This is a genomic window from Alistipes timonensis JC136, assembly GCF_900107675.1.
GTDB classification, from domain to species: domain Bacteria; phylum Bacteroidota; class Bacteroidia; order Bacteroidales; family Rikenellaceae; genus Alistipes; species Alistipes timonensis.
Map to the genome: position 1 here is coordinate 130,684 of NZ_FNRI01000001.1, position 21,998 is coordinate 152,681.

Here is a 21,998-nt window from a genome sequence, read left to right on the forward strand (position 1 = left end):
ATATTTGCATCACCGGGAACTGAAACGGGTTCCCCGGAGGAACTAACCGAAAATGCAAATTTAAACCGAATGCTTATGGGAAAATGACCTGAAAACCGCTCAGGGACGACCGGGTTCTCCTGCCGTCCGCACAATCTTTTGAAGATGCAATTTTAACCCAAACGGAACCTTTTATGATAAGAATGTACAAAATGCTTAAAGGCACTCTGGCGATGACCGTTTTACTGCTGTTGTCGGCCGGGCCTTTGTTTGCACAGAATGCGATTAACGTGACCGGAAAGGTCACCGATGAAAACGGAGCGCCCCTGGCGGGTGTCGTCGTACTCGTAAAGGACGGCGGGAACAACAAGGCCACCGTCACCAATACGCAGGGTGTTTATGAGATCAAGGCCCCCGCGGCCTCGACGCTGGTTTTCTCGTGCCTGGGCTATTCCAGCCAGGAGATCAGGATCGGTGCGTCCAACGTTGTGGACGTGAAAATGGCGCAGGATGCGCAGTCCCTCGACGAAGTGGTCGTCGTGGGTTACGGTACGCAGAAGAAGAAGGACCTCACGGGAGGTCTTGCCGTGGTCAGCAAGCAGACGTTGGAGATGGTTTCGACCAACAACCTGATGGACCGTCTGGTCGGACAGGTCGCCGGTCTGAACATCACCACCGGCAACGAGGCTCCGGGCAGCAATCAGACGTTGCTGATCCGCGGCCAGAACTCGCTGACGGCCAGCAATGACCCGCTGATTATCCTGGACGGCATTCCCTATTCGGGCGGCCTGGCCGACCTCGATCCGAACATCATCGAGAGCCTGTCGGTGCTGAAAGACGCTTCGGCGGTCGCGATCTACGGTTCACGCGGATCGAACGGCGTCATCCTGATCCAGACCAAACGCGGATCGAAGGGCAGTTTCCATGTGACCTACAAGACGAAACTCTCCGTCGCCGAGCCGATGCAGCGCATCGAGACGATGGGTCCCAACGAGTTCATCCGTTTCAAACAGGATATGGGCCGGCTCAAAAACAATTACAGCGGCGAGCAGCTCGATCCGCTGGTGGGTTCGATCATCAGCGCCAGCGAGAAGGTCAACTACGCCAAAGGCGTCACCAACGATTGGCAGGACTATGTTTTCCGCACGGTCTTCACGATGGACCACCAGCTGAGCTTCCAGGGCGGCAATGAAAAGACGACCTACATGGCCGCCGTTTCCTACCTGGACAATCCCGGCGTCGTCTACAACTCGAATTACCAGCGTACGACCGTTTATGCCAGCATCAACCAGACGATGAACGACTGGCTGTCGGTGGGTCTCACCACGCAGTTCATCAACCGCGAGAGCGGCGGCGCGACGCCGAACCTCGAACACGCCATCAAGCAGAGCCCGTGGGGCATCTACAAGGACGAGACGGGCGCCTACTACGAGGAGCCGATGGACTATTCGAACCTGCCCAACCCGATGAAGGATGTCAATGCCGATCAGAAACGCACGGGCCGCAACTTCATGGCCAACGGTTTCCTCGACATCAAACTTCCCGTCAAGGGTCTTTCGTTCCGCTCGCAGTTCGGTTATAACTACCGCAGCCAGTTGAACGGCACCTACTACGGCCGCAATACCGTGACGGGTAAGAAGGTCGACGGCCGTGCCGAACTGGAAAACAACCACACGACGGACTGGACGTGGGAGAACGTGCTGAAATTCGACCGGACTTTCGACAAACACCACATCGACTTCACGGGACTCTTCTCCATGCAGGAGACCCAGTATACGAAGGCTTCGCAGAGCGGCGAGGGCTTCGTGAACGACGATTCGAGCTTCTACCGGATGGACGGCGCCGAGAACAAGATCGCCATCGGTTCGGAATACTGGAAACAGAACATGGTTTCGGGCATGTTCCGTGTGAATTACAGCTTCAACAGCAAATACCTGCTGACGGTGACGGGCCGCGCCGACTCGTTCTCGGCCTTCGCCGAAAACCACAAGTGGGCCTTCTTCCCCTCGGCTGCCGTCGCCTGGCATCTCGGCGAGGAGAATTTCATCAAGGACAACGCTTCGTGGGTCGACATGCTGAAAATCCGCTTCTCCTACGGCGCCAACGGTAACAACGCCATTTCGCGCTACATGTCGCTCGACCGGCTCTATTCGACCAACGGCGTCAAGTACATCTGGGGCGACGGCGGCAGCGCCTCCAACTCGGCCTATCTGCCGAGCGACGGTATCGGCAACCCCGACCTGCGCTGGGAGACCACCTATACGGCCAACCTCGGTATCGACTTCCAGTTCTTCAACGGACGTTTGGGCGGTACGGTAGACATGTACCTTTCCAATACGCATGACCTGCTGATGTCGCGTTCGATTCCCATTATGAACGGTTACAGCAAGGTGCTCTACAACGTCGGTCAGACCCGCAACAAGGGTATCGAGCTGACGCTCCATTCGCAGAACATCCGCAAGAAGAATTTCCTGTGGGAGACTGATTTCGCCTTCTCGCTCAACCGCGACGAGATCGTCGAACTGCGCGGCGACGGCAACGACGACATCAACAACAAATGGTTCATCGGCCAGCCGTTGTCGGTATACTACGACTGGAACATGATCGGCATCTGGCAGCAGGGCGACGAGTTCACGTTCATCGATAAGGAGGGTAAGGAGGTGGCCCACCAGACCGGAGCTACGCCCGGCGCCGCCAAATTGGAGGATGTCGACGGCAACGGCGTCATCGACTCCAAGGACCGCAAGGTGATCGGCAGCAAGCAGCCGAGTTTCACGATGTCGATGGGTAACCGTTTTACCTACAAGGATTTCTACTTCTCGTTCCTGCTCAACGGCGTCTTCGGCAAATGGATGACCGACAACGTGGCCAACATCGGTTCGTATACGTTCGGTGCGGGCAACTACATCCACGGCGTGAAATACTGGACGCCGGAGACTCCCGATGCGGAGGTCGTTTCGCCGGGCTACCAGGCTTCCTTCGACCACGGCTACTACAAGAAGCTCAACTACGTGCAGCTGCGCAACATCACGCTGGGCTACCGTGTCAACCAGAAATTCGTCCGCAAGATCGGCCTGAGCGCCGTCGATGTCAATTTCAGCGTGAACAACGTGTGCGCCTTCTCCAACATGCGGCAGATGCTAAACTACGACAATACCTGGTTCGCATCGTTCCCGACCGCCCGTTCCTATGTGTTGGGATTATCCTTAACCTTTTAAGTAAGACCTGACTATGAAAACGATGAATTATATCAAACTCAGCGCCGTATGTTCGGTTCTGGCAATCGCTGCGGGCTGTACCTCCTTCCTGGAAGAGGATTTGAAGAGCAAACTGGCTCCCGACAACACCTATACCAGCTCGCTGGGATTCGAGGTCGGCGCCACGGGACTCTATGCCATCGCCCGCTCGGAGTACAACACCTGGGGTGAGAACGGCGCTTTCATGCATAACGGCGCCTGCGCTTATGAGGTATTGCAGATTTCGACCGATCTCTGCCGGATGGGCACCGTCCGCGACGGTTCGCTCGTTCCGTTTGCCGAGCTGACGCTCAATCCCTCGACGCTTTTCGTCGGATCGTACTGGAACTGGGCCTATAACCTGATCGGTTCGGCCAACGAACTGCTGATCTATTCCGAGAAGAACGACAACTGGGATTATCCGACCGACAAACAGCTCTATCAGGCCGAGGCGCGTTTCTTCCGTGCATACGCCTATCGCACGCTGGTCTATCTCTACGGCGACGTGCCCTGGGTCGAGACCATCCAGAAACCGTTCCTGCTTTCGTTCTCGCGGGACCCCAAGATCGAGGTGCTGGGACACATCATCGACGACCTGAAATTCGCCAAGGAACATCTTCCCGAAGATCCCGATGCGGTGAAGGAGGGCAAGCTCACGACGTGGGCCGCACGCCATCTGCTGAGCGAAATGTATTTGCTGCGCGGCGCTGAGGGCGATTACAAACTGGCCGAGGAGAATGCCTTGGAGGTGATCGACAGCAAGCATTACAGCCTGGTGAAGAGCCGTTACGGGGCCGACAAGAACAAGCCCGGCGACTATTTCAGCGACATGTTCCTCGAAAACAACCAGAACCGTTCGGCCGGCAATACCGAGAGCATCTGGGTCATGCAGTTCCAGTACAACACCGTCGGCGGCGGCGTGAATTCCGACGACTGGACCCGTCGCGCCTGGAATCCCCAGTACCATGCCATCGACGGATTCGCGCTGGCCGATTCGCTCGGCGGCCGCGGTCTGGCGCAGATCTATCCGCTGAAATGGTGGATCGGCGTCAAGGGCACGAACGCCACGACCGCCGGTGAAAAGGAAGGTTTTCCCGGAATTCAGGAAAACGGCATCTTCGACGACGGCGACATCCGCAATTCGGAGTACAACATCAAACGCAACTGGTACTACAACAACCCGCTGACGCCCAACAAACTCGGCCAGAAATGTCCCATCGACGACAAATCGTGGTCGCAGGCCCAGCTTTTCCCTGCGCTGAAAAAGTTCTTTTTCGGAAAAGAGGAGAATTTGCAGCTCACCGGTTCGTACAAGGACCGCACGAAATTCCGCCTGGCTGAAACCTATCTGCTGCTGGCCGAGGCCTACCTGCGTCAGAACATGCCCGACAAGGCTGCCGATGCCGTGAACGAGGTGCGCCGCCGTGCCAAGGCGGCCGACGTTTCCGACGACGAGATGACGATGGACTACCTGCTCGACGAGCGTATCCGCGAATTGTACGGCGAGGAGAGCCGCCGCTTTACGCTGGTGCGCACGGGTAAACTGATCGAGCGTGTGAAGAAGTACAATCCCGAGGCGCGCGACCTCATCCAGGATTTTCATGTGCTGTGGCCCATTCCGCAGGCTGTCCGCGACGCCAACACCGGAGAATTCCCGCAGAACCCCGGTTACGAAGGCTACGAGGGCTGATGACCGGTCCGACCGGTTTTCGGCCCCGCCTCCGGGCGAACAAGAAAAGCAATGTGTCCGGACGGTTCCGGACCCTATCAGCAAACACGAAAAAAACAGCTATGAAAAAGATAAAATTTGCATGTAACGTATCGCTGCTGACCCTTGTGGCACTCGGCCAGTGGGCTTGTGCGTGGGACCCGTACGAGCATGACAGCGACCCGGTCAGGGAGACCCTCGAACTGACCGCCTCCTCCTCCCAGATCGCTTTGGACGAAAACAACCTTACGGCTACGGTCCTCACTTTCGACTGGACGCCGGCGCGTTCGATGTCCGACGAATATCTGGTCTCCTACACGACCAAACTGGACCTGCTGACCAACAACTTCGGTTCGTCCACGACCATCGAGACGAGCGAGGACGACGGCATATTCAGCCGGAGCTACACCTCCGAGCAGCTCAACAACTGGGCCAACGAGCGCTGGAAAGTGCCCGTGAACAAGACCTTTACGCTGGCGTTCCGCGTCATCGCGGAGTATGCGGGCGGTCCCACTTATGAAATGCCCGAGGTGCGGACCGTCGAGGTGACCGTAACCCCGATCAAGGTCGATGTTTTCGACGCCGACAAGGTGTCGCTTTCCGGTACGGCCGTCAGCAGCGTCACGGAGATCGGAAAGACGGTCGAGAACGCGAACCTCTATGCGTGGTACGGCGCGCTGAGCATCGGCGAGCTGCAAATCCCCGTCGAGTTGGAGGGCCAGACCTATTATATCGTACCGAGCGACGGCAACGGAATGCTCCGCGACGGCGAACTCGTCGACGTGAAGATGCAGGACGATCCCGTATCGTGGACCATCCCGACCGCCGGCAACTACCGTCTGCTGATCGACATGGAGAACAAGCAGGTGCGCATCTACTCGCCCGAGACCGACCTGAAACCGCTCTCCGTGACGTTCCGCCCGAACGGAGCCGAGGCCAATCCCGAGACGACGATCGAGGTGCTCGACCTTTGGGCTTATGGAGCCGGTACGGGCTGGGGCGTTCGCAAGCTCAACCTGAAACAGAGTCTTGCTGATCCCCAGGTGTTGATCTACGATGCCGCGGAGCATAACGGCACGAAATTGTCCAGCGGCTTGAAGTTCTGCGTGGCCCAGAGTTTCTCGGTGGACGGCGTGGATTACAGCCAGAACAATGCCTATTGCTTCACCTGTCCGCTGACGGCTGACGGCAAGCGGCAGAACCTCACGCTGGTGCTCGATAAGGAGGGCGAACTGCACGGAGGAGCCGACGGCGAGACGCGTAACTCGTATTACACGATCCCCGCTTCCGACCTGCTGATCTTCGACCTGCGGCACAATACGGTCCTTGCGCGGAACAAGTAAGGCCCCAACCATCTGAAACAGCGCCGTATCGGACTGGGTTCCGGCTGACAGGACGATACGGCACTGTTTTTCCAAGATGTTGTTCACCAATTCAAAAACGATATGACTGTTATGAAAAATCTGATGACGGCCTGCCTTCTGGCTGCGTTTCTGTGCTCCGCCTCCTGCGGATGTTCGAAAGACAGCGGCGGTGGGGAGGATGACGGCGGCAAGGTCGCAGGTGTGACCGTGAAACCCGCATACAACAAATCGCAGGTGTTGCACAATCCGCTGAACGGCTGGGTGATGTATGTGAGTGCGGACTACGATCCTTCGTATTTCGACAAGGAGATCTACGTACCCCTGCTGGGCAAGAACGTGAAGGTGGCGGACTATGCCTCCGCCTGCTATATCCGCACGAAATGGTCCGTGCTGAATCCCGCCGACGGCGAGTATGCCTGGAAGAATCCCGATTCGAAGGTCTACAAACTGGTTCAGGCAGCCCGCGAACGGAAACTTCCCATTGCGTTCCGCGTCGTGGTGGACGGCCGCGACCAGGGTGCGAACACGCCCCAGTTCGTTTACGACGCCGGGGCCGAATATGCGGTTTCGGAGCCGAAGTTCCCCGACCGCAAAACTCCCATGCCGCAGGACCCGGTATTCCAGCGCTACTACGAGAAGTTCGTCGAGGCTTTCGCCGCGGAATTCAACGATCCGGAGAACACCTCGTTCATCGACGGTTACGGTCTCGGAAAATGGGGCGAGGGTCACAGCGTGGCCTACAACAAGGACGACGTGTCGGCCGTTGACGCGAATACGGAGACGGTCAAGCGCGAGGTGCTCGACTGGATCACGAAGCTCTATGCCAAGTATTTCACGCAGGTTCCCCTCGTTATCAATTACCACCGCGTGCTGGGGCATCCCACGAGCCAGGGCACGGCCAATCCGAACAGCGAGAGCCTGGTCGCCCTGGCTGTCAGCAACGGGTACTGCATCCGTTCCGACGCCTTCGGCATGAACAACCAAAGCTGGGGTTACAGCACTTGGGAGAAGGCCATCGCCGCGCAGTGGCGCTATAAGGTTCCCATCATCATGGAGGGCGGTTACATCGTCAGCAGCCACAGCTATTGGAACGATCCCGCGGGCTATCGCCAGGGCCATCCCGAAGATGTCCGCCAGGGTGAATTCGACTCTTCGGCCGAGGCGCACGTCAATATGATGGACTTCCGCGTGGGGCAGGAGACCGAGTCGTGGTTCGGCGACGCTTTCAACCTCGTGCAGCGTTTTGTTTCCGAGGGCGGTTACCGTCTCTATCCCGACCAGGTGACCCTTCCCGACCAGGTGAACGCCGGCAGCCGCGTCAAGGTCGCTTCACGCTGGCGCAACATGGGCTGGGGGTATTTCCCGAACAACCTTCCGCAGTGGAACTACAAATACAAGGTGGCTTATGCCCTGCTCGACGCTTCGGGCAAGGCGCAGCGGGTTTTCGTCGACGGGGATTGCGAGCCTTCGACGTGGGTCGAGAGCAAACCTTTCTCCTATACGTTCGAGACGCCTGCCATCGATCTCCCCGCCGGAAAATATACGTGGGGCATCGCCATCGTCGATACGACGAAGGAGAACGTTCCGGCCATCGAACTGGCGGTGAACGACGAAAAGACCGCCGAGGGTTGGGTCAAACTGCTCGACGTTCAGATCCATTAGTGCCGGGTAAGCTATGAAACGGGTTGTTTTGCTTGCCGCCGCATTGCTGCTGTCCGCGACGACGGCTTTCGGGACCGGCGTTCTGGTCGAGGCCGAGAGTTTCCGCGACAAGGGCGGCTGGTCCGTCGATCAGCAGTTCATGGACCTGATGGGATCGCCGTATCTCATCGCACACGGCATGGGCAAACCCGTGGCGGATGCCGTTACGACCGTCGAATTCCCCGAATCCGGGACTTATCATGCCTATGTGCGGACGTTCAACTGGGTCGCTCCCTGGTACGACGGCGAGGGACCCGGGAAGTTCTCCCTCCGGGTGGGGAAACGGACGCTGCCCGAGGTGCTGGGAAACCGGGGCCGGGAGTGGATGTGGCAGTATGCCGGACGGGTCGCTGTCCGGAAAGGTCCGGTCGAAGTGTCGCTGACCGACCTTTCCGGCTTCGACGGCCGCTGCGATGCCGTCTATTTCACCCCGGAGCAGGGGGATGTGCCTCCTGCCGATTCCGGGGAGCTGGCGGCTTTCCGCCGCAGGATGCTGCATATTCCCGAAACGCCGCAGCGCGTGGAGTCGTTCGATTTCGTCGTGGTAGGCGGAGGCATCGCCGGGATGTGTGCCGCGGTGTCGGCCTCGCGGCTGGGATGCCGGGTCGCGCTGGTCAACGACCGTCCGGTGCTGGGCGGCAACAACAGTTCCGAAATCCGCGTACACCTGGGCGGTGTCATCGAGACAGGCCCGAACAAGGGGCTCGGGCGCATGATCCGCGAATTCGGCCACTCGCGCGGGGGTAATGCCCAGCCGGCCGGGAACTACGAGGATGCGAAAAAGGAGGAGTTCATCGCCGCCGAAAAGAACGTCACCCTGTTCGCCGGCTGTCGGGCCGTCGCCGTGAACACGACCGGCGGCCGGATCGCTTCGGTGGTCGTTCGCCACATCGAAACCGGGGAGGAAACGCTTCTCGAAGCGCCGCTTTTCGCCGACTGTACGGGCGACGGCACGGTCGGGTTCCTGGCTGGAGCCGATTTCCGGATGGGCCGCGAGAGCCGGGACGAATTCGGCGAGGAACTGGCCCCTGCGGCCGCCGACAGGATGACGATGGGTTCGTCGGTGCAGTGGTACTCGGTCGATGCGGGTAAAAAGACGGATTTTCCGGTGTTCAGCTATGGTCTGAGGTTCGACGAAACGAACTGCGAGCAGGTGACGATGGGCGAGTGGAAATGGGAAACCGGCATGAATCTCGACCAGATCGCCGATTTCGAACGCATTCGCGACTACGGTCTGCTTGTGGTCTATTCGAATTGGAGTTTTCTGAAAAACGGACTTCGTGACAACGGCAAATTCCGCAACCGCGAATTGGGCTGGGTGGCCTACGTCGCCGGCAAACGCGAATCGCGCAGGCTACTGGGCGACTACGTGCTGAAACAGGACGACATCGACAAGCACGTCTTCCACGAAGACGCCTCTTTCGCCACGACCTGGGACCTCGACCTGCATTTCCCCGATTCGCTCAATTCCGTGCGTTTCCCGGGCCGGGAGTTCAAGGCTGCCACGAAGCACGTCCATATCTATCCCTATGCCGTGCCTTACCGGTGCCTCTATTCCCGCAACGTGGACAATCTGTTCATGGCCGGGAGAAACATCAGCGTGACGCATGTGGCTTTGGGCTCTGTGCGCGTGATGCGCACGACGGGCATGATGGGCGAAGTGGTCGGCATGGCGGCATCGCTGTGCCGGAAATACGGAACCTCGCCCCGCGGGGTCTATCAGCGGCATCTGGACGAACTGCGGTCGCTGATGCGCGAGGGCGTCGGAAAAAAGAATGTCCCCGACAACCAGCGATTCAACCGGGGATCTTCGCTGAAAGCGCCCCGTGCATTGCGCAACGATTGAAAACGACGACGAAACAGATTTTTCAGAAGCGATGAGACATACACTTCCGATACTTGCCGTGGGGCTGTTGTGCGGCGCCTGTGCATTTGCGCAGGATGATTGTTACAGCCGTCTGCGAAACGACACCCTGACGATCGGCAACTCCCGGATCGAGCGGAAATTCGTTTGGAACGGCGGAAACCTCGTGACGTACAGCCTGACCGACAAGTCGTCGGGGCAGGTGTGGCTGAACCGCACTCCGGCGCCCGATTTCGAGATTCCCGGCAATGCTGAGGCCACTGCCGGAAAGTATTCGTCGGTACGGATCGGCGAAACCGGAATCCATTCGGAATACCTGGAAACAACCGTGGAATTTTCGCTGGGGGCACTTGCCGTCCGGCGGGTCTACCGGGTTTACGGGGATACTCCGGCCATTGCCTGCGACACCTACCTGAAAGGACGCGCCGTGGTGCTTGCCGGCGAACGTGCTGCGAACCTCGGCGACCGGAAGAACATCGAGTCGAAAGAGGATATGCATGCGCTCGGGAGTTCGAGCGTGCTCGACCGGTTCAATCCCGGCGGGTTTCATTGGCGGACGCGGATCGTCGAGTTTCAGGATGTCACGGACTGGAACAACAACCTGGTCTTCGAGACCGACGTGATCCCTTACCGGAAGAACCACTACCGGGGCAATCTGCTGTTCGCCTGCAGCGGGGAGAACGACCGGGGCTTCTTTTTCCTGAAAGAGGCTCCCTGTTCGAACGTGCAGCCGGCCTATCAGGGTTACGACTTCACGGCCGAATTCGGAAATTTCACGGTCTCGGGGCTCGGCCTTACGGAGAGGGACCTCGACGACGGGGAGTGGATGAGGACCTACGGATGCGTCGTCGGCGTCTGGTCGGGCGGGGAGCTGGAACAACTGACCGCTCTGCGGAGCTATCAGAAACAGTTGCGGAAACAGCTTCCGGGGCGCGACGAGATGGTGATGATGAACACGTGGGGCGACCGCAGCCAGGATACGAAGGTCAACGAACGTTTTTGTATGGATGAGGTACGGCGGGCCGCACGCCTCGGCATCACGCATTTCCAGATCGACGACGGTTGGCAGGTCGGCAAAAGCCCCAATTCGGCGGTGGCGAAAGGCTCGTTTCGAAACATCTGGGACAATCCCGACTATTGGAAACCCGATCCGGAGAAGTATCCGAACGGTCTGCGTCCCGTCGTTGAACTGGGCCGGGAGCTGGGGGTGGAGATCTGCCTCTGGTTCAATCCGAGCGTACAGGACGGCTATGCCGACTGGGAGAAGGATGCCCGGGCGATGATCGCCCTGCATGACGAATACGGCATCCGCACCTTCAAAATCGACGGGCTCGCGATTCCCGACAAACGTGCCGAGGCCAACCTGCGGAAGCTGTTCGACCGGGTGCTGGCCGAAACGGACGGCAGGGTGGTGTTCAACCTCGACGCCACGGCCGGCCGCCGCGGAGGTTACCATATGTTCAACGAGTACGGCAACGTTTTCCTCGAAAACCGCTATACCGACTGGCAGAACTATTACCCTTACTGGACGCTGCGCAACCTGTGGATGCTGTCGAAATACGTTCCTGCCGAGCGGTTGCAGATCGAGTTCCTGAACAAGTGGCGCAATGCCGGAAAATATGCCGGCGACCGTTTCGCTCCGGCGAACTACGCTTTCGGATACCTCTTCGCCGTGACGATGGCCGGGCAACCGCTGGCTTGGATGGAGGCGGGAGGGCTTCCCGACGAAGCGCTGGCCCTCGGCCGGGAGATCGGACGTTACAGGGAGGTGCAGCACGATTTCCACAGCGGGGTGATCCTGCCCGTGGGCGACGAACCGTCGGGACGGTCGTGGACCGGATTCCAGTCGTTGAACGGCGACCGGGGCTATTTCATCTTCTTCCGCGAGCAGCATCCCGACCGGCGGACCCGTATCGGGACGTGGCTGCCGGAGGGGGCGACGGTGCGGCTGACGCCCGTGCTGGGCAGCGGGAAAGCCGCCGTGCGGAAGGCCGGCCGCCGCGGTGAGCTGGACGTGGAACTGCCGTCGCCCGACGACTACGCGATGTACCGCTATGAAATAATCCGTAAACCGAAACCCTGAATTTACGAACATGAAATGAACATGAAAACGCTGACAAAATTTACAATAACGCTCGCCCTGTCGTTCCTCGCGGTGACGGGAGTTCGGGCGCAGGACCTTATCGCCAACGTTTACGGACGCGAGATGCAGTCGTTGAACGGCAAATGGGACGCCGTCGTCGATCTCTACGATCAGGGACGTAAGAACAGAATTTACCTGAACCGCAAACCCGAGGGAAAAACCGATTTTTACGAATATGCGTTCGAAAACGGGTTGCGGCTGGATGTTCCCTCGGACTGGAACTCTCAGACGCCCGAATTGAAATACTACGAAGGGACGGTCTGGTACGCCCGGCGGTTCGACGCTCCGCGGCGGGATGGCCGGCGGCTGTTCCTCCATTTCGGGGCTGTCAGCTACCGCTGCCGGGTTTATCTCAACGGCGAGGAGATCGGGAGCCACGAGGGCGGTTTCACGCCGTTCCAGATCGAGGTGACCGGCAAACTGAAACCGGCGGACAATTTCCTCGCCGTGGAGGTGAACAACACGCGTACGCCCGACGCCATTCCGGCGATGGCTTTCGACTGGTGGAATTACGGCGGCATCACGCGCGACGTGTCGCTCGTCAGCGTTCCCGAAGTCTTCGTCGAGGATTATTTCATCCGCCTTGACAAGGATTCCGCCGACCGGATCAGCGCCGATATCCGCCTGTCGGGGGCTCCTGCCGGAACGTCCGTGCAGGTCGAGATTCCTGAACTGAAGGTCCGTGAAACGGCTTCCGCCGACGAACGGGGCGCGGCGGCGCTTTCGTTCCGGGTGAAGAACCTGAAACGCTGGTCGCCCGGGGACCCGAAACTCTACCGGGTGATCGTCACCGCGGGCCGCGACCGGGTCGAGGAGATGATCGGTTTCCGCAACGTGCGGGTCGAGGGTGAGGAGATTTACCTCAACGGCGAACCCGTGTTCCTCAAATCGGTCAGCTTCCACGAGGAGATACCTCAGCGCATGGGCCGCGCGTTCTCCGAGTCGGACGCCGTGATGCTGTTGTCCGAGGCCCGGGCGCTGGGCTGCAACATGATTCGCCTGGCCCACTATCCCCAGAACGAATACATCGTCCGCCTGGCCGAGAAGATGGGCTTCATGCTCTGGGAGGAGATTCCGATCTGGCAGGGCATCGACTTCGCCAACGACGCCACCCGGCAGAAGGCGGGCCGCATGATCCGCGAGATGGTCGGACGCGACAGAAACCGCTGTGCGCTGACCTTCTGGGGCGTTGCCAACGAGACGCAGCCTTCGGAACCCCGCAACGAATTTCTCCGCTACCTGATCTCCTGCTGCCGGGAGCTGGACGACACGCGGCTGATCGTCGCGGCTTTCGATCTGGTGCGGTTCGACCGCGACCGACAGTTGTTCGTGATGGACGATCCGTTCATCGAGGCGCTGGATGTCGTCGCCGTCAACAAATACATGGGCTGGTACCATCCGTGGCCCGTCACTCCCGACAAGGCGGTGTGGGACGTTGCGCGGGGAAAACCGCTCATCATCTCCGAATTCGGCGGCGAGGCGCTCTACGGGCAGCACGGTGCGGCCGATGTGGCGAGTTCGTGGAGCGAGGAGTACCAGGAGGCCCTTTACCGGGACAACCTCCGCATGTTCGAAAACATTCCCAACCTGCGGGGCGTGTCGCCGTGGATTCTCTTCGACTTCCGTTCGCCGTTCCGGTTCCATCCCACGAATCAGGAGGGCTGGAACCGCAAGGGGCTGGTTTCGGACCGGGGATACCGCAAGAAAGCGTGGTATCTGATGAAAGCCTATTACGATAAACGCTAAAACACAAGACGATGAAGAAGATATTGCTATGTATGGGGCTGTCCGCACTGCTTGCGGGCTGCGGCGGCCGGGAGAAACCGCTGGCGGAGGTCGTGGACGAGGCGCTGGCCCGGGCCGAGCGGCAGGTGTTGCTGATGGCCGAAAAGTACGGCGACCGCGAAGGCCGCCTGCCGCGCACGTGGGAGAACGGCGAGGACGTTTCGTCGGATTCGCGTTGGTGGTGCAGCGGATTTTTTCCGGGGACGCTGTGGTACGTGTATGAAAACAGCCGCGATCCGAGGGTTTTGGAATACGCCCGGATGTACACCGCGCGCGTCGAACGCGAGAAATATACGACCGACAATCACGACGTGGGATTCATGCTGTATTGCAGTTTCGGAAACGGACTGCGCCTCACCGGCGACAAGTCCTACGAGGAGGTGCTGCTCACCGGAGCCCGGTCGCTGGCGACGCGTTTCAGACCGGAGGTGGGCCTGATCCGCTCGTGGGACCACAACCGCGACAGGTGGCAGTACCCGGTTATCATCGACAACATGATGAACCTCGAACTCCTGCTGTGGGCGGCCGGTTATTCGGGCGACGAATCCTTCCGGGAGATGGCGGTTTCGCACGCCGACAAGACGATGGAATATCATTACCGCCCCGATTTCAGTTCGTGGCACGTGGTCTCCTACGACACAGTTTCGGGCAAACCCCATATCCGGCAGACCCATCAGGGCTTCTCCGACGATTCGGCGTGGAGTCGCGGGCAGGCGTGGGGGCTCTACGGCTACACCTGCATGTTCCGGCTGACGGGGGAGGAGCGTTACCTGCAACAGGCCCGCCGCATTGCGGCATTCCTTCTGAACCACCCGAATATGCCGGAAGACGGGGTTCCCTACTGGGATTTCGATTCTCCGGAGATTCCCGACACGCCCCGCGACGCTTCGGCCGCGGCGATCATGGCTTCGGCGCTGATCGAACTGAGCGGTTTCGCGGAGGGCGCCGAAGCGGACGAATACATGGCCTTCGCCGAGAAGCAGATCCGCAGTCTGGCTTCGCCGGAATATACCGCACCGGAGGGGACCAACGGGGATTTCATTCTCATGCACTCCACGGGGGCCTATCCGTTCTCGTCCGAGGTGGACGTGCCGCTGACCTATGCGGACTATTATTACCTGGAGGCTCTCACCCGCCTCAAACGCAGTTTGCAGTCATGACGCTCCTTCGCACATACGCGCTGCTGCTGTGCTGTCTGGGCATGTCGGGCGTCCGGGCGCAGGAACCGGCGATGAATTACGACGAATCGCGGGTTCCGGCCTATACGCTGCCCGATCCGCTGACGATGTCCGACGGCCGGAAGGTCGCCGACGCCGAAAGCTGGATGTCCGAACGCCGTCCCGAGCTCCTCGCCCTGTTCGAGTCGCAGGTCTACGGAAAAGCGCCCGGGCGCCCCGATGGGGTGCATTTCGAGGTGCTGAGCGAAGACCGTTACGCCCTGAGCAACATGGCCACCCGGAAGGAGATCGCCGTCTATTTCACCGACGATGAGGAACACTTCATGACCCTCCTGCTGTACGTGCCCAACAAACGCACGGATGCCGTGCCGGTGTTCCTCGGGCTGAATTTCAAGGGTAACCATACGATTTGCGACGATCCGCTCGTCACGCCCTCGACGCTTCGGACAGAGCCGGGGAAAGGCCCCGCCGAGGGGTTTCCGCGGGCCTCGGCGGCTTCGCGCTGGCCGGTCGAGATGCTGATTGCCAACGGTTACGGGCTGGCCACCGTCTACCGCGGTGATATCGATCCCGATTACGACGACGGATTTCAAAACGGCGTCCATCCGTTGTTCTACCGCGACGGACAGAGCCGTCCCGCTCCCGACGAATGGGGGACGATCGCCGCATGGGCCTGGGGGCTCAGCCGCGCGATGGACTACCTCGAAACGGACGAGGATGTGGACCCCGACCGCGTGGCGGTCATCGGCCATTCGCGCCTCGGGAAGGCCGCGCTGTGGGCGGGGGCCGTCGACACGCGTTTCGCCCTGATCGTTTCCAACGATTCGGGGTGCGGAGGCGCGGCATTGGCCCGGCGCCGGTATGCGGAGACGGTGGCCCGGATAAACCGGCTTTTCCCGCACTGGTTCTGCGACAATTACAAACGCTACGCCGGCAGCGAGGACGCGCTGCCCGTGGACCAGCACGAACTCATCGCGCTGATAGCTCCCCGCCCGGTTTACATCGCGAGTGCGGCCGAAGACAAGTGGGCCGACGTGAAAGGCGAGTTTCTCGCGGGAGTGCATGCCACCCCCGTCTACGAGCTGTTCGGATCGGAGGGGCTTTACGGTACGGAACTGCCGCCGGCGGACGAACCCTGCATGTCGGGCCGGATCGGTTACCACGTCCGTTCGGGCGGCCACGACATCACGCTTTACGACTGGCGGCAATTCGTGAAGTTTGCCGACAATTATTTGAAATAACCCTAAAACAAACGACGATACATGAAAAACCGGTTTCTAAAACTGTTCCTTGCCATCGTGTTCCTGGAAACTTTCCCTTCGGCGTCCGCACAGACCTGTGAGGTGGACCTTTCGGGAGAGTGGCGGTTCCAGACGGACGTGATGGATTTCCGCCGAGGATCGCTTTCGCCCAGGTACAACCACAAACTCCAGGAGACGATCACGCTTCCCGGCATCACCGACGACTACAAGATCGGGTATGAATCTCCCTACCGGCATGTCGACCGCCTGACGCGTGTCTACGAATATATGGGTCCGGCGTGGTACCAGCGCGACATCGAGTTTCCCGCCGACTGGAAAGGCAAGCGCATCTTCCTCTATTTCGAACGTACGCACTGGCTCAGTTCGGTGTGGGTGGACACCAAGGAGGTGAGCCGCATCGACTATATCAGCGTTCCGCACAACCACGACCTGACCGATTTCGTCACTCCGGGAAAGACGCACCGTATCACGGTGTGCATCGACAACCGCTTCCAGTATAATACCCACAAGTGGAACCATGCCCATACGGAGTTCACGCAGATCAACTGGAACGGTATTCTCGGCGAGATGAAACTGGTGGCCGTGGACCCGGTCTTCGTCGAGGACATGCAGCTTTACCCGCGCATTTCGGACCGGAGCGTCGAGGTGCGGATGACAATTGCCAACCATACCCGGAAGCCGTTCGAAGGCAAGGCGCTGTTCACCGTCTCGGGGAACGGGCTCGAACTGACCCGCGAAGTGCCCGTGAACGGCGACGGGGAGACGGTCGCCCTGACGGAACGCATTCCGCTGGGCCGGGACGCGAAACTGTGGGACGAATTCGATCCGAACCTCTATACGATGACATGCCGGCTGGTGACGACCGCCGGCGGAAGCGCCTGCGAGCATGAAAAATCGGCTGTGTTCGGCCTGCGCGAGGTGGCTCAGGGCCGCAACCATGTGCTGCTGAACGGCCGTCCGGTCCACCTGCGGGGTACGGTCGAGAACGCCGTTTTCCCGAAAACGGGACACGCTCCGCTCGAAGATGCCGAGTGGGAACGGATCATGCGGATCGTCAAGGAATACGGCCTGAACCATATCCGCTTCCATTCGTGGTGTCCCCCGGCCGCCGCTTTCCGCATGGCCGACAAGTACGGCATCTATTTCGAGGTCGAAATGCCCATGTGGGGCAAGGATGCCGAGCCCGATGAGGCGCGCTACGACTTTTTCCGGCGTGAAATGCGGGCGATTCTCCGGGAATACGGCAACCATCCGTCGTTCGTGCTCTACTGCAACGGCAACGAGATCACCGGCAATTTCGATTTCATCGAGGAGCTGACCTCCGACGGGCGCAAACTCGACACGCGCCATCTTTACAGCGGTTCGACCGCCCGCACACGGGTGCCTTCCGACCAGTACTATGTTTCGCAGCAGACCAACAAGGGTCCCGTGAAGGTGTACGAAGGCCGTCCTTCGACGGACTGGGACCGCAGCGTCGAATCGGACGTGGACGTGCCCGTCATTTCCCACGAATCGGGACAGCGGTGCGTATATCCCGATTTCCGGGAGATCGAAAAGTTCACGGGGCCGGTGCAAGCCCGGAATTTCGAGTTGTGGCGCGAAATGCTCACCGCCAACGGCATGGGCGATCAGGCCCACGACTTCTTCCGGGCATCGGGTGCGCTGACCGTCGTGGAGTACAAAGCCGTGATCGAGGCGCTGCTCCGTTCCTCCAAATCTGCTGGATTCCAGTTGCTCTCGCTTAACGACTTCCCAGGCCAGGGTTATGCCCCGGTGGGTGTGCTCGACCCCTTCTGGGACTCCAAAGGGCTGGTGACGCCCGAGGCCTGGCGGGAGTTCTGCGCCCCGACGGTGGCTCTGCTGCGCTATCCGAAAAGTGCGTGGTTCGGCGATGAGACCTTCACGGCGAAAGCCGAGGTATACAATTTCAGCGGCTCGGCCCTCCGGAATGCGAAGATCCGCTGGTCGATGACCGACAGTGCGGGAAAGACCGTCGCCCGGGGATCGCTGAAAACACAGACCGTCGGCGTCGACGGCGTTTTCCCGGTCGGGGAGTTCTCGATCCCCCTGAACAAGGTGGAGGGAGCGCAGAAAATGACCGTGCATCTGAACGTCGGCGGGGAGATCGGCAACAGCTGGGACATCTGGGTCTTTCCGCGCAATCCGTCGCTGATGCGGTCGGACGACGACGTGCTCTATACGACGGTGTTCGACGACCGGGCGAAATCGTATCTGGCCGCCGGGAAAAAGGTGGTCTTCACCCCTGCGCCGGGCAAGGTCAAGGGGCGCAGATCGACTTTCCACAACCATTTCTGGAACCCGATCATGTTCGCCTGGGCGCCTATGACCATCGGCTGCCTGATCCATGCCGACGAGCCGGTGTTCGCCGATTTCCCGACATCGTACCACACCGACTGGCAGTGGTGGGACATTCTGGAAAACGCCAAGGTGATCGAGATGCAGCAGACGCCGCGCGAACTCCGTCCGTTTATCCAGGTGATCGACAGTTTCGACAACAACGAAAAGCTGGGCATCGGCTTCGAAGCCCGCGTCGGCGGCGGCCGGCTGCTCGTGCTGGCCGTCGATACCCGGAAGAAACTCGATGAGCGTCCCGCGACACGCCAGCTGCTCGAAAGCATCGACAAATACGTCCGGAGCGATCGTTTCGATCCTCAGGTCGAGCTGGACGAAGCGTTCATCCGTTCCTTTGTCCGATAAACCGTGAATTGCATGAACAGGAAGACGATACTGCTCTGCGGCTTTTTGCTGACGGCTCTCGTCGGAGGGGCGCAGGAGTTGAAAATGACCGGAAGCGCTCCGCTGACGCAGGTTTTCGGCGAATCCGTCGAATCCGACGAACCGCTTCCGATGAACGATCTCGGGATGGAGTTCGGCTATGTGCTCTATGAAGCGGAGGTGACGCTTCCCGGCGGTGATGCGGAATTGGAGCTGGCGAACGTGCGGGACTATGCTGCGGTGTATCTCGACGGGGAGTTCCGGGGGACGATGACGGACAGCCGGAAAACGCTGACGCTGCATGCCGAAGCGGGCTCTCATGCTCTGCAACTCTATGTGGAAAACATCGGCCGCATCACCTACGGTCCGGAGATCCTCGACAATTCGAAGGGGTTGTTCGGCAGCGTCCGTCTCGGCGGCGAAGAGGTTGCCGGCTGGAGGATCACGCCGCTCGAAGTCCGCGAAGCCGACACGGAGTCGCTCGATTTCGGCCCTTTGGGGCCCTGCAACGTTCCCTGTTTCCGCCGCGGGTATTTCGACTGTGCGGCCGGAAACGGCGTCTATCTCGACGTGTCGGGATGGGGGATGGGCGAGGTGTGGATCAACGGCCGTTACCTGGGCGCCTTCTGGGACGAGGAGAAACAGCAGTCGATCCGGATTCCGGACGATGTTCTGGAAACGAAAGGGAACCGGATCGTCGTTTTCGACATCCGGAACAACGATCCGGATGCGGCGATGCGTCTTTCGGACAAACCCGTGTTCAAATAATCAGTACGAATAATTAATACGACCGAATGAAAAAGATCCTTATCCTCTGCCTGGCGGCAGTCTCCGTAGCCGGAGCCCGGGCACAGAAAACACACGGACGCATACCCGTTTACAAGGATGCGTCCCGTCCCGTCGAGGAGCGCGTCGGGGACCTGCTGTCGAGAATGACCCTCGAAGAGAAGGTCATGCAGCTCAACCAGTATACGCTCGGCCGGAACGACAACGCCAATAACATGGCCGATCCGGTGAACGACATTCCGGCCGAAACCGGCTCGCTCATCTATTACGGCAGTTCCCCCGAACTGAGGAACCGGGTGCAGCGCAAAGCCGTGGAGGAGTCGCGGCTCGGCATTCCGATCCTCTTCGGCCACGACGTGATACACGGCTTTCGCACGACTTATCCGATCTCGCTGGCGCAGGCCTGTTCGTGGAATCCCGCTCTGGTGGAAAAGGCCGCCGGGGTCGCCGCGCAGGAGGCCCGGATGTCGGGAGTAGACTGGACTTTCTCCCCGATGATCGACGTGGCGCGCGATCCCCGCTGGGGGCGTGTGGCCGAAGGTTACGGCGAAGACCCCTACGCCAATGCGGTCTTCGGTGCGGCCACGGTGAAAGGCTATCAGGGCGACGATCTGTCGGACGACCGCCATGTGGCTGCCTGCCTCAAACATTTCGCGGGTTACGGCGCTTCGGAGGCGGGCCGCGACTACGTGTACACGGAGATCTCGCGGCAGACGCTCTGGGATACCTACCTGCCGCCCTACGAGGCGGGTATAAAGGCCGGAGCCGCAACGGTGATGAGCAGTTTCAACGACATCAGCGGAACTCCCGGATCGGCCAACCGCTATCTCATGACCGAGGTGCTCAAAGAGCGGTGGGGACACGACGGGTTCGTCGTGTCTGACTGGGGCGCCATCCAGCAGTTGAGGTCCCAGGGCGTTGCCGCCGACAAGAAAGAGGCGGCTGAAAAGGCGTTTGCCGCAGGGCTCGAAATGGATATGATGAACCGCTGTTACGACGCCCATCTGGCCGAACTGGTCCGTGAGGGCCGGGTTTCGCAGGCGCAGCTCGACGATGCCGTCCGGCGGGTGCTTCGGGTGAAATTCCGGCTGGGACTGTTCGAAAAGCCCTACACCCCGGAGTCGACCGAGAAGGAGCGTTTCCTGCTGCCCGAGAGCCTCCGGATCGCCGAAGAGCTGGCCGCGGAGTCGATGGTGCTGTTGAAGAACGAGAACGACGTGCTGCCGCTGAAAGGCCTCCGCCGGATCGCGGTCGTCGGTCCCATTGCCAAGAGCCGTTACCACCTGCTGGGATCGTGGTCCTCGAAGGGCGATGCGGAGGACGTGGTGAGCGTCTTTGCGGGACTGGAAGCGGAATACGGGGACAAAGCGGAACTGCTCTATGCCCAGGGATGCAACTTCGACGGGGAGGACGCTTCCGGCTTCGGGGAGGCCGTCGCCGCGGCGTCCGCCGCCGACATAGTGGTGCTTTGTCTGGGCGAGAAGCGGGATTGGAGCGGTGAGAACGCTTCGAGGTCCTCGATCGCGCTGCCCGAAATCCAGGAACGGCTGGCGCGTGAACTGGCGAAGACCGGCAAGCCGATCGTGCTGGTGCTTTCGAGCGGCCGCCCGTTGGAGCTGTGCCGGCTCGAACCGCTGAGCGCGGCCATCGTCCAGATGTGGCAGCCCGGTCTGAGGGGCGGCGGTCCGCTTGCGGGAATCCTCGCGGGACGGATCAATCCGTCTGGCCGCCTGGCAATGACCTTTCCCTATTCGACCGGCCAGATACCTATTTATTATAACCACCGCCAGAGCGCACGCACGCATCAGGGCAAGTATCAGGACATTCCCAGTACGCCGCTGTACGGGTTCGGCCACGGGCTCAGCTATACCACGTTCGAATACGGCGATCTGAAACCGTCTGCCGTGACGTTCCGGCGCGGCGACAAGGTGTCGGTCGAGATCGCCGTGACCAACACCGGAAAGATGGACGGAGCCGAAACGGTCCATTGGTTCGTGTCGGACCCGGTGTGCACGATCTCGCGTCCGGTCCGGGAACTGAAGCATTTCGAGAAACAGCCGATCCGGTGCGGCGAAACGCATCTCTTCCGGTTCGAGATTGACCCCGAGCGGGATTTGAGCTTCACGGACGGTGACGGACGGCGGTTCCTCGAACCGGGCGATTACTATGTGATCGTCAAGGACCGCAAGGTGAAACTGACGCTGACGGAGTAGCGTCCGGCAGAGGTTCACGGCGAAACTCCCCGTGCGAAACGAA

Annotated in this window: 12 protein-coding genes; all 12 read left to right on the plus strand. The window is 60.1% G+C overall.

The features are described from left to right. Nucleotides 1-182 precede the first annotated feature (182 nt). The 12 genes from BLU78_RS00530 to BLU78_RS00585 all read left to right on the plus strand — a co-directional run bounded on the left by BLU78_RS00530 (nt 183) and on the right by BLU78_RS00585 (nt 21,955). Nucleotides 183-3,197: a SusC/RagA family TonB-linked outer membrane protein gene (locus BLU78_RS00530; RefSeq protein ID WP_026020555.1), complete on the plus strand. Its 3,015-nt coding sequence runs from the start codon at nt 183-185 to the stop codon at nt 3,195-3,197. A 13-nt stretch (nt 3,198-3,210) separates the two neighbouring features. Next, nucleotides 3,211-4,905 (plus strand): RagB/SusD family nutrient uptake outer membrane protein, encoded by a 1,695-nt coding sequence (locus BLU78_RS00535; protein ID WP_044106066.1) that lies wholly within the window; start codon nt 3,211-3,213, stop codon nt 4,903-4,905. A 101-nt stretch (nt 4,906-5,006) separates the two neighbouring features. Beyond that, a complete protein-coding gene (locus BLU78_RS00540) occupies nt 5,007-6,266 on the plus strand; it encodes a SusE domain-containing protein (protein ID WP_010258811.1) in 1,260 nt (419 codons plus the stop codon). 111 nt (nt 6,267-6,377) lie between these two features. After that, on the plus strand, nt 6,378-7,949 hold the full coding sequence (locus BLU78_RS00545) for a hypothetical protein (RefSeq protein WP_010258813.1): 1,572 nt from the start codon (nt 6,378-6,380) through the stop codon (nt 7,947-7,949). Nucleotides 7,950-7,962: 13 nt separating this feature from the next. Beyond that, the gene (locus BLU78_RS00550; protein WP_026020557.1) at nt 7,963-9,834 is read left to right on the plus strand and encodes an FAD-dependent oxidoreductase; all 1,872 of its coding nucleotides are present in this window, start codon (nt 7,963-7,965) and stop codon (nt 9,832-9,834) included. Between the two features lie 31 nt (nt 9,835-9,865). After that, entirely contained in the window at nt 9,866-11,935 is a 2,070-nt protein-coding gene (locus BLU78_RS00555) for an alpha-galactosidase (RefSeq protein ID WP_026020558.1), read from the plus strand. 21 nt (nt 11,936-11,956) lie between these two features. Next, complete coding sequence (locus tag BLU78_RS00560) at nt 11,957-13,741, plus strand: glycoside hydrolase family 2 protein (RefSeq protein WP_026020559.1); 1,785 nt, start codon at nt 11,957-11,959, stop codon at nt 13,739-13,741. A gap of 11 nt (nt 13,742-13,752) precedes the next feature. Further along, entirely contained in the window at nt 13,753-14,940 is a 1,188-nt protein-coding gene (locus tag BLU78_RS00565; RefSeq protein ID WP_026020560.1) for a glycoside hydrolase family 88 protein, read from the plus strand. After that, nucleotides 14,937-16,199 carry an alpha/beta hydrolase gene (locus BLU78_RS00570; RefSeq protein ID WP_010258827.1) on the plus strand — a complete coding sequence of 421 codons (1,263 nt, stop codon included), beginning with the start codon at nt 14,937-14,939 and terminating at the stop codon, nt 16,197-16,199. Before BLU78_RS00565 ends, BLU78_RS00570 begins: the two co-directional genes overlap by 4 nt. Nucleotides 16,200-16,220: 21 nt before the next feature. After that, nucleotides 16,221-18,938, plus strand: coding sequence for a sugar-binding domain-containing protein (locus tag BLU78_RS00575; RefSeq protein WP_010258828.1), 2,718 nt, complete (start codon nt 16,221-16,223; stop codon nt 18,936-18,938). Nucleotides 18,939-18,950: 12 nt separating this feature from the next. Then, a complete protein-coding gene (locus tag BLU78_RS00580) occupies nt 18,951-19,724 on the plus strand; it encodes a beta-galactosidase (protein WP_010258832.1) in 774 nt (257 codons plus the stop codon). 26 nt (nt 19,725-19,750) lie between these two features. Next, entirely contained in the window at nt 19,751-21,955 is a 2,205-nt protein-coding gene (locus tag BLU78_RS00585) for a glycoside hydrolase family 3 N-terminal domain-containing protein (protein WP_010258834.1), read from the plus strand. The last annotated feature ends 43 nt before the right edge of the window (nt 21,956-21,998 follow it).

What these genes read in the sequence shown, in the direction of transcription:
- BLU78_RS00530 (WP_026020555.1), top strand. Translation starts at nt 183, where the DNA reads ATGTACAAAATGCTTAAAGGCACTCTGGCGATGACCGTTTTACTGCTG.
- BLU78_RS00535 (WP_044106066.1), top strand. Translation starts at nt 3,211, where the DNA reads ATGAAAACGATGAATTATATCAAACTCAGCGCCGTATGTTCGGTTCTG.
- BLU78_RS00540 (WP_010258811.1), top strand. Translation starts at nt 5,007, where the DNA reads ATGAAAAAGATAAAATTTGCATGTAACGTATCGCTGCTGACCCTTGTG.
- BLU78_RS00545 (WP_010258813.1), top strand. Translation starts at nt 6,378, where the DNA reads ATGAAAAATCTGATGACGGCCTGCCTTCTGGCTGCGTTTCTGTGCTCC.
- BLU78_RS00550 (WP_026020557.1), top strand. Translation starts at nt 7,963, where the DNA reads ATGAAACGGGTTGTTTTGCTTGCCGCCGCATTGCTGCTGTCCGCGACG.
- BLU78_RS00555 (WP_026020558.1), top strand. Translation starts at nt 9,866, where the DNA reads ATGAGACATACACTTCCGATACTTGCCGTGGGGCTGTTGTGCGGCGCC.
- BLU78_RS00560 (WP_026020559.1), top strand. Translation starts at nt 11,957, where the DNA reads ATGAAAACGCTGACAAAATTTACAATAACGCTCGCCCTGTCGTTCCTC.
- BLU78_RS00565 (WP_026020560.1), top strand. Translation starts at nt 13,753, where the DNA reads ATGAAGAAGATATTGCTATGTATGGGGCTGTCCGCACTGCTTGCGGGC.
- BLU78_RS00570 (WP_010258827.1), top strand. Translation starts at nt 14,937, where the DNA reads ATGACGCTCCTTCGCACATACGCGCTGCTGCTGTGCTGTCTGGGCATG.
- BLU78_RS00575 (WP_010258828.1), top strand. Translation starts at nt 16,221, where the DNA reads ATGAAAAACCGGTTTCTAAAACTGTTCCTTGCCATCGTGTTCCTGGAA.
- BLU78_RS00580 (WP_010258832.1), top strand. Translation starts at nt 18,951, where the DNA reads ATGAACAGGAAGACGATACTGCTCTGCGGCTTTTTGCTGACGGCTCTC.
- BLU78_RS00585 (WP_010258834.1), top strand. Translation starts at nt 19,751, where the DNA reads ATGAAAAAGATCCTTATCCTCTGCCTGGCGGCAGTCTCCGTAGCCGGA.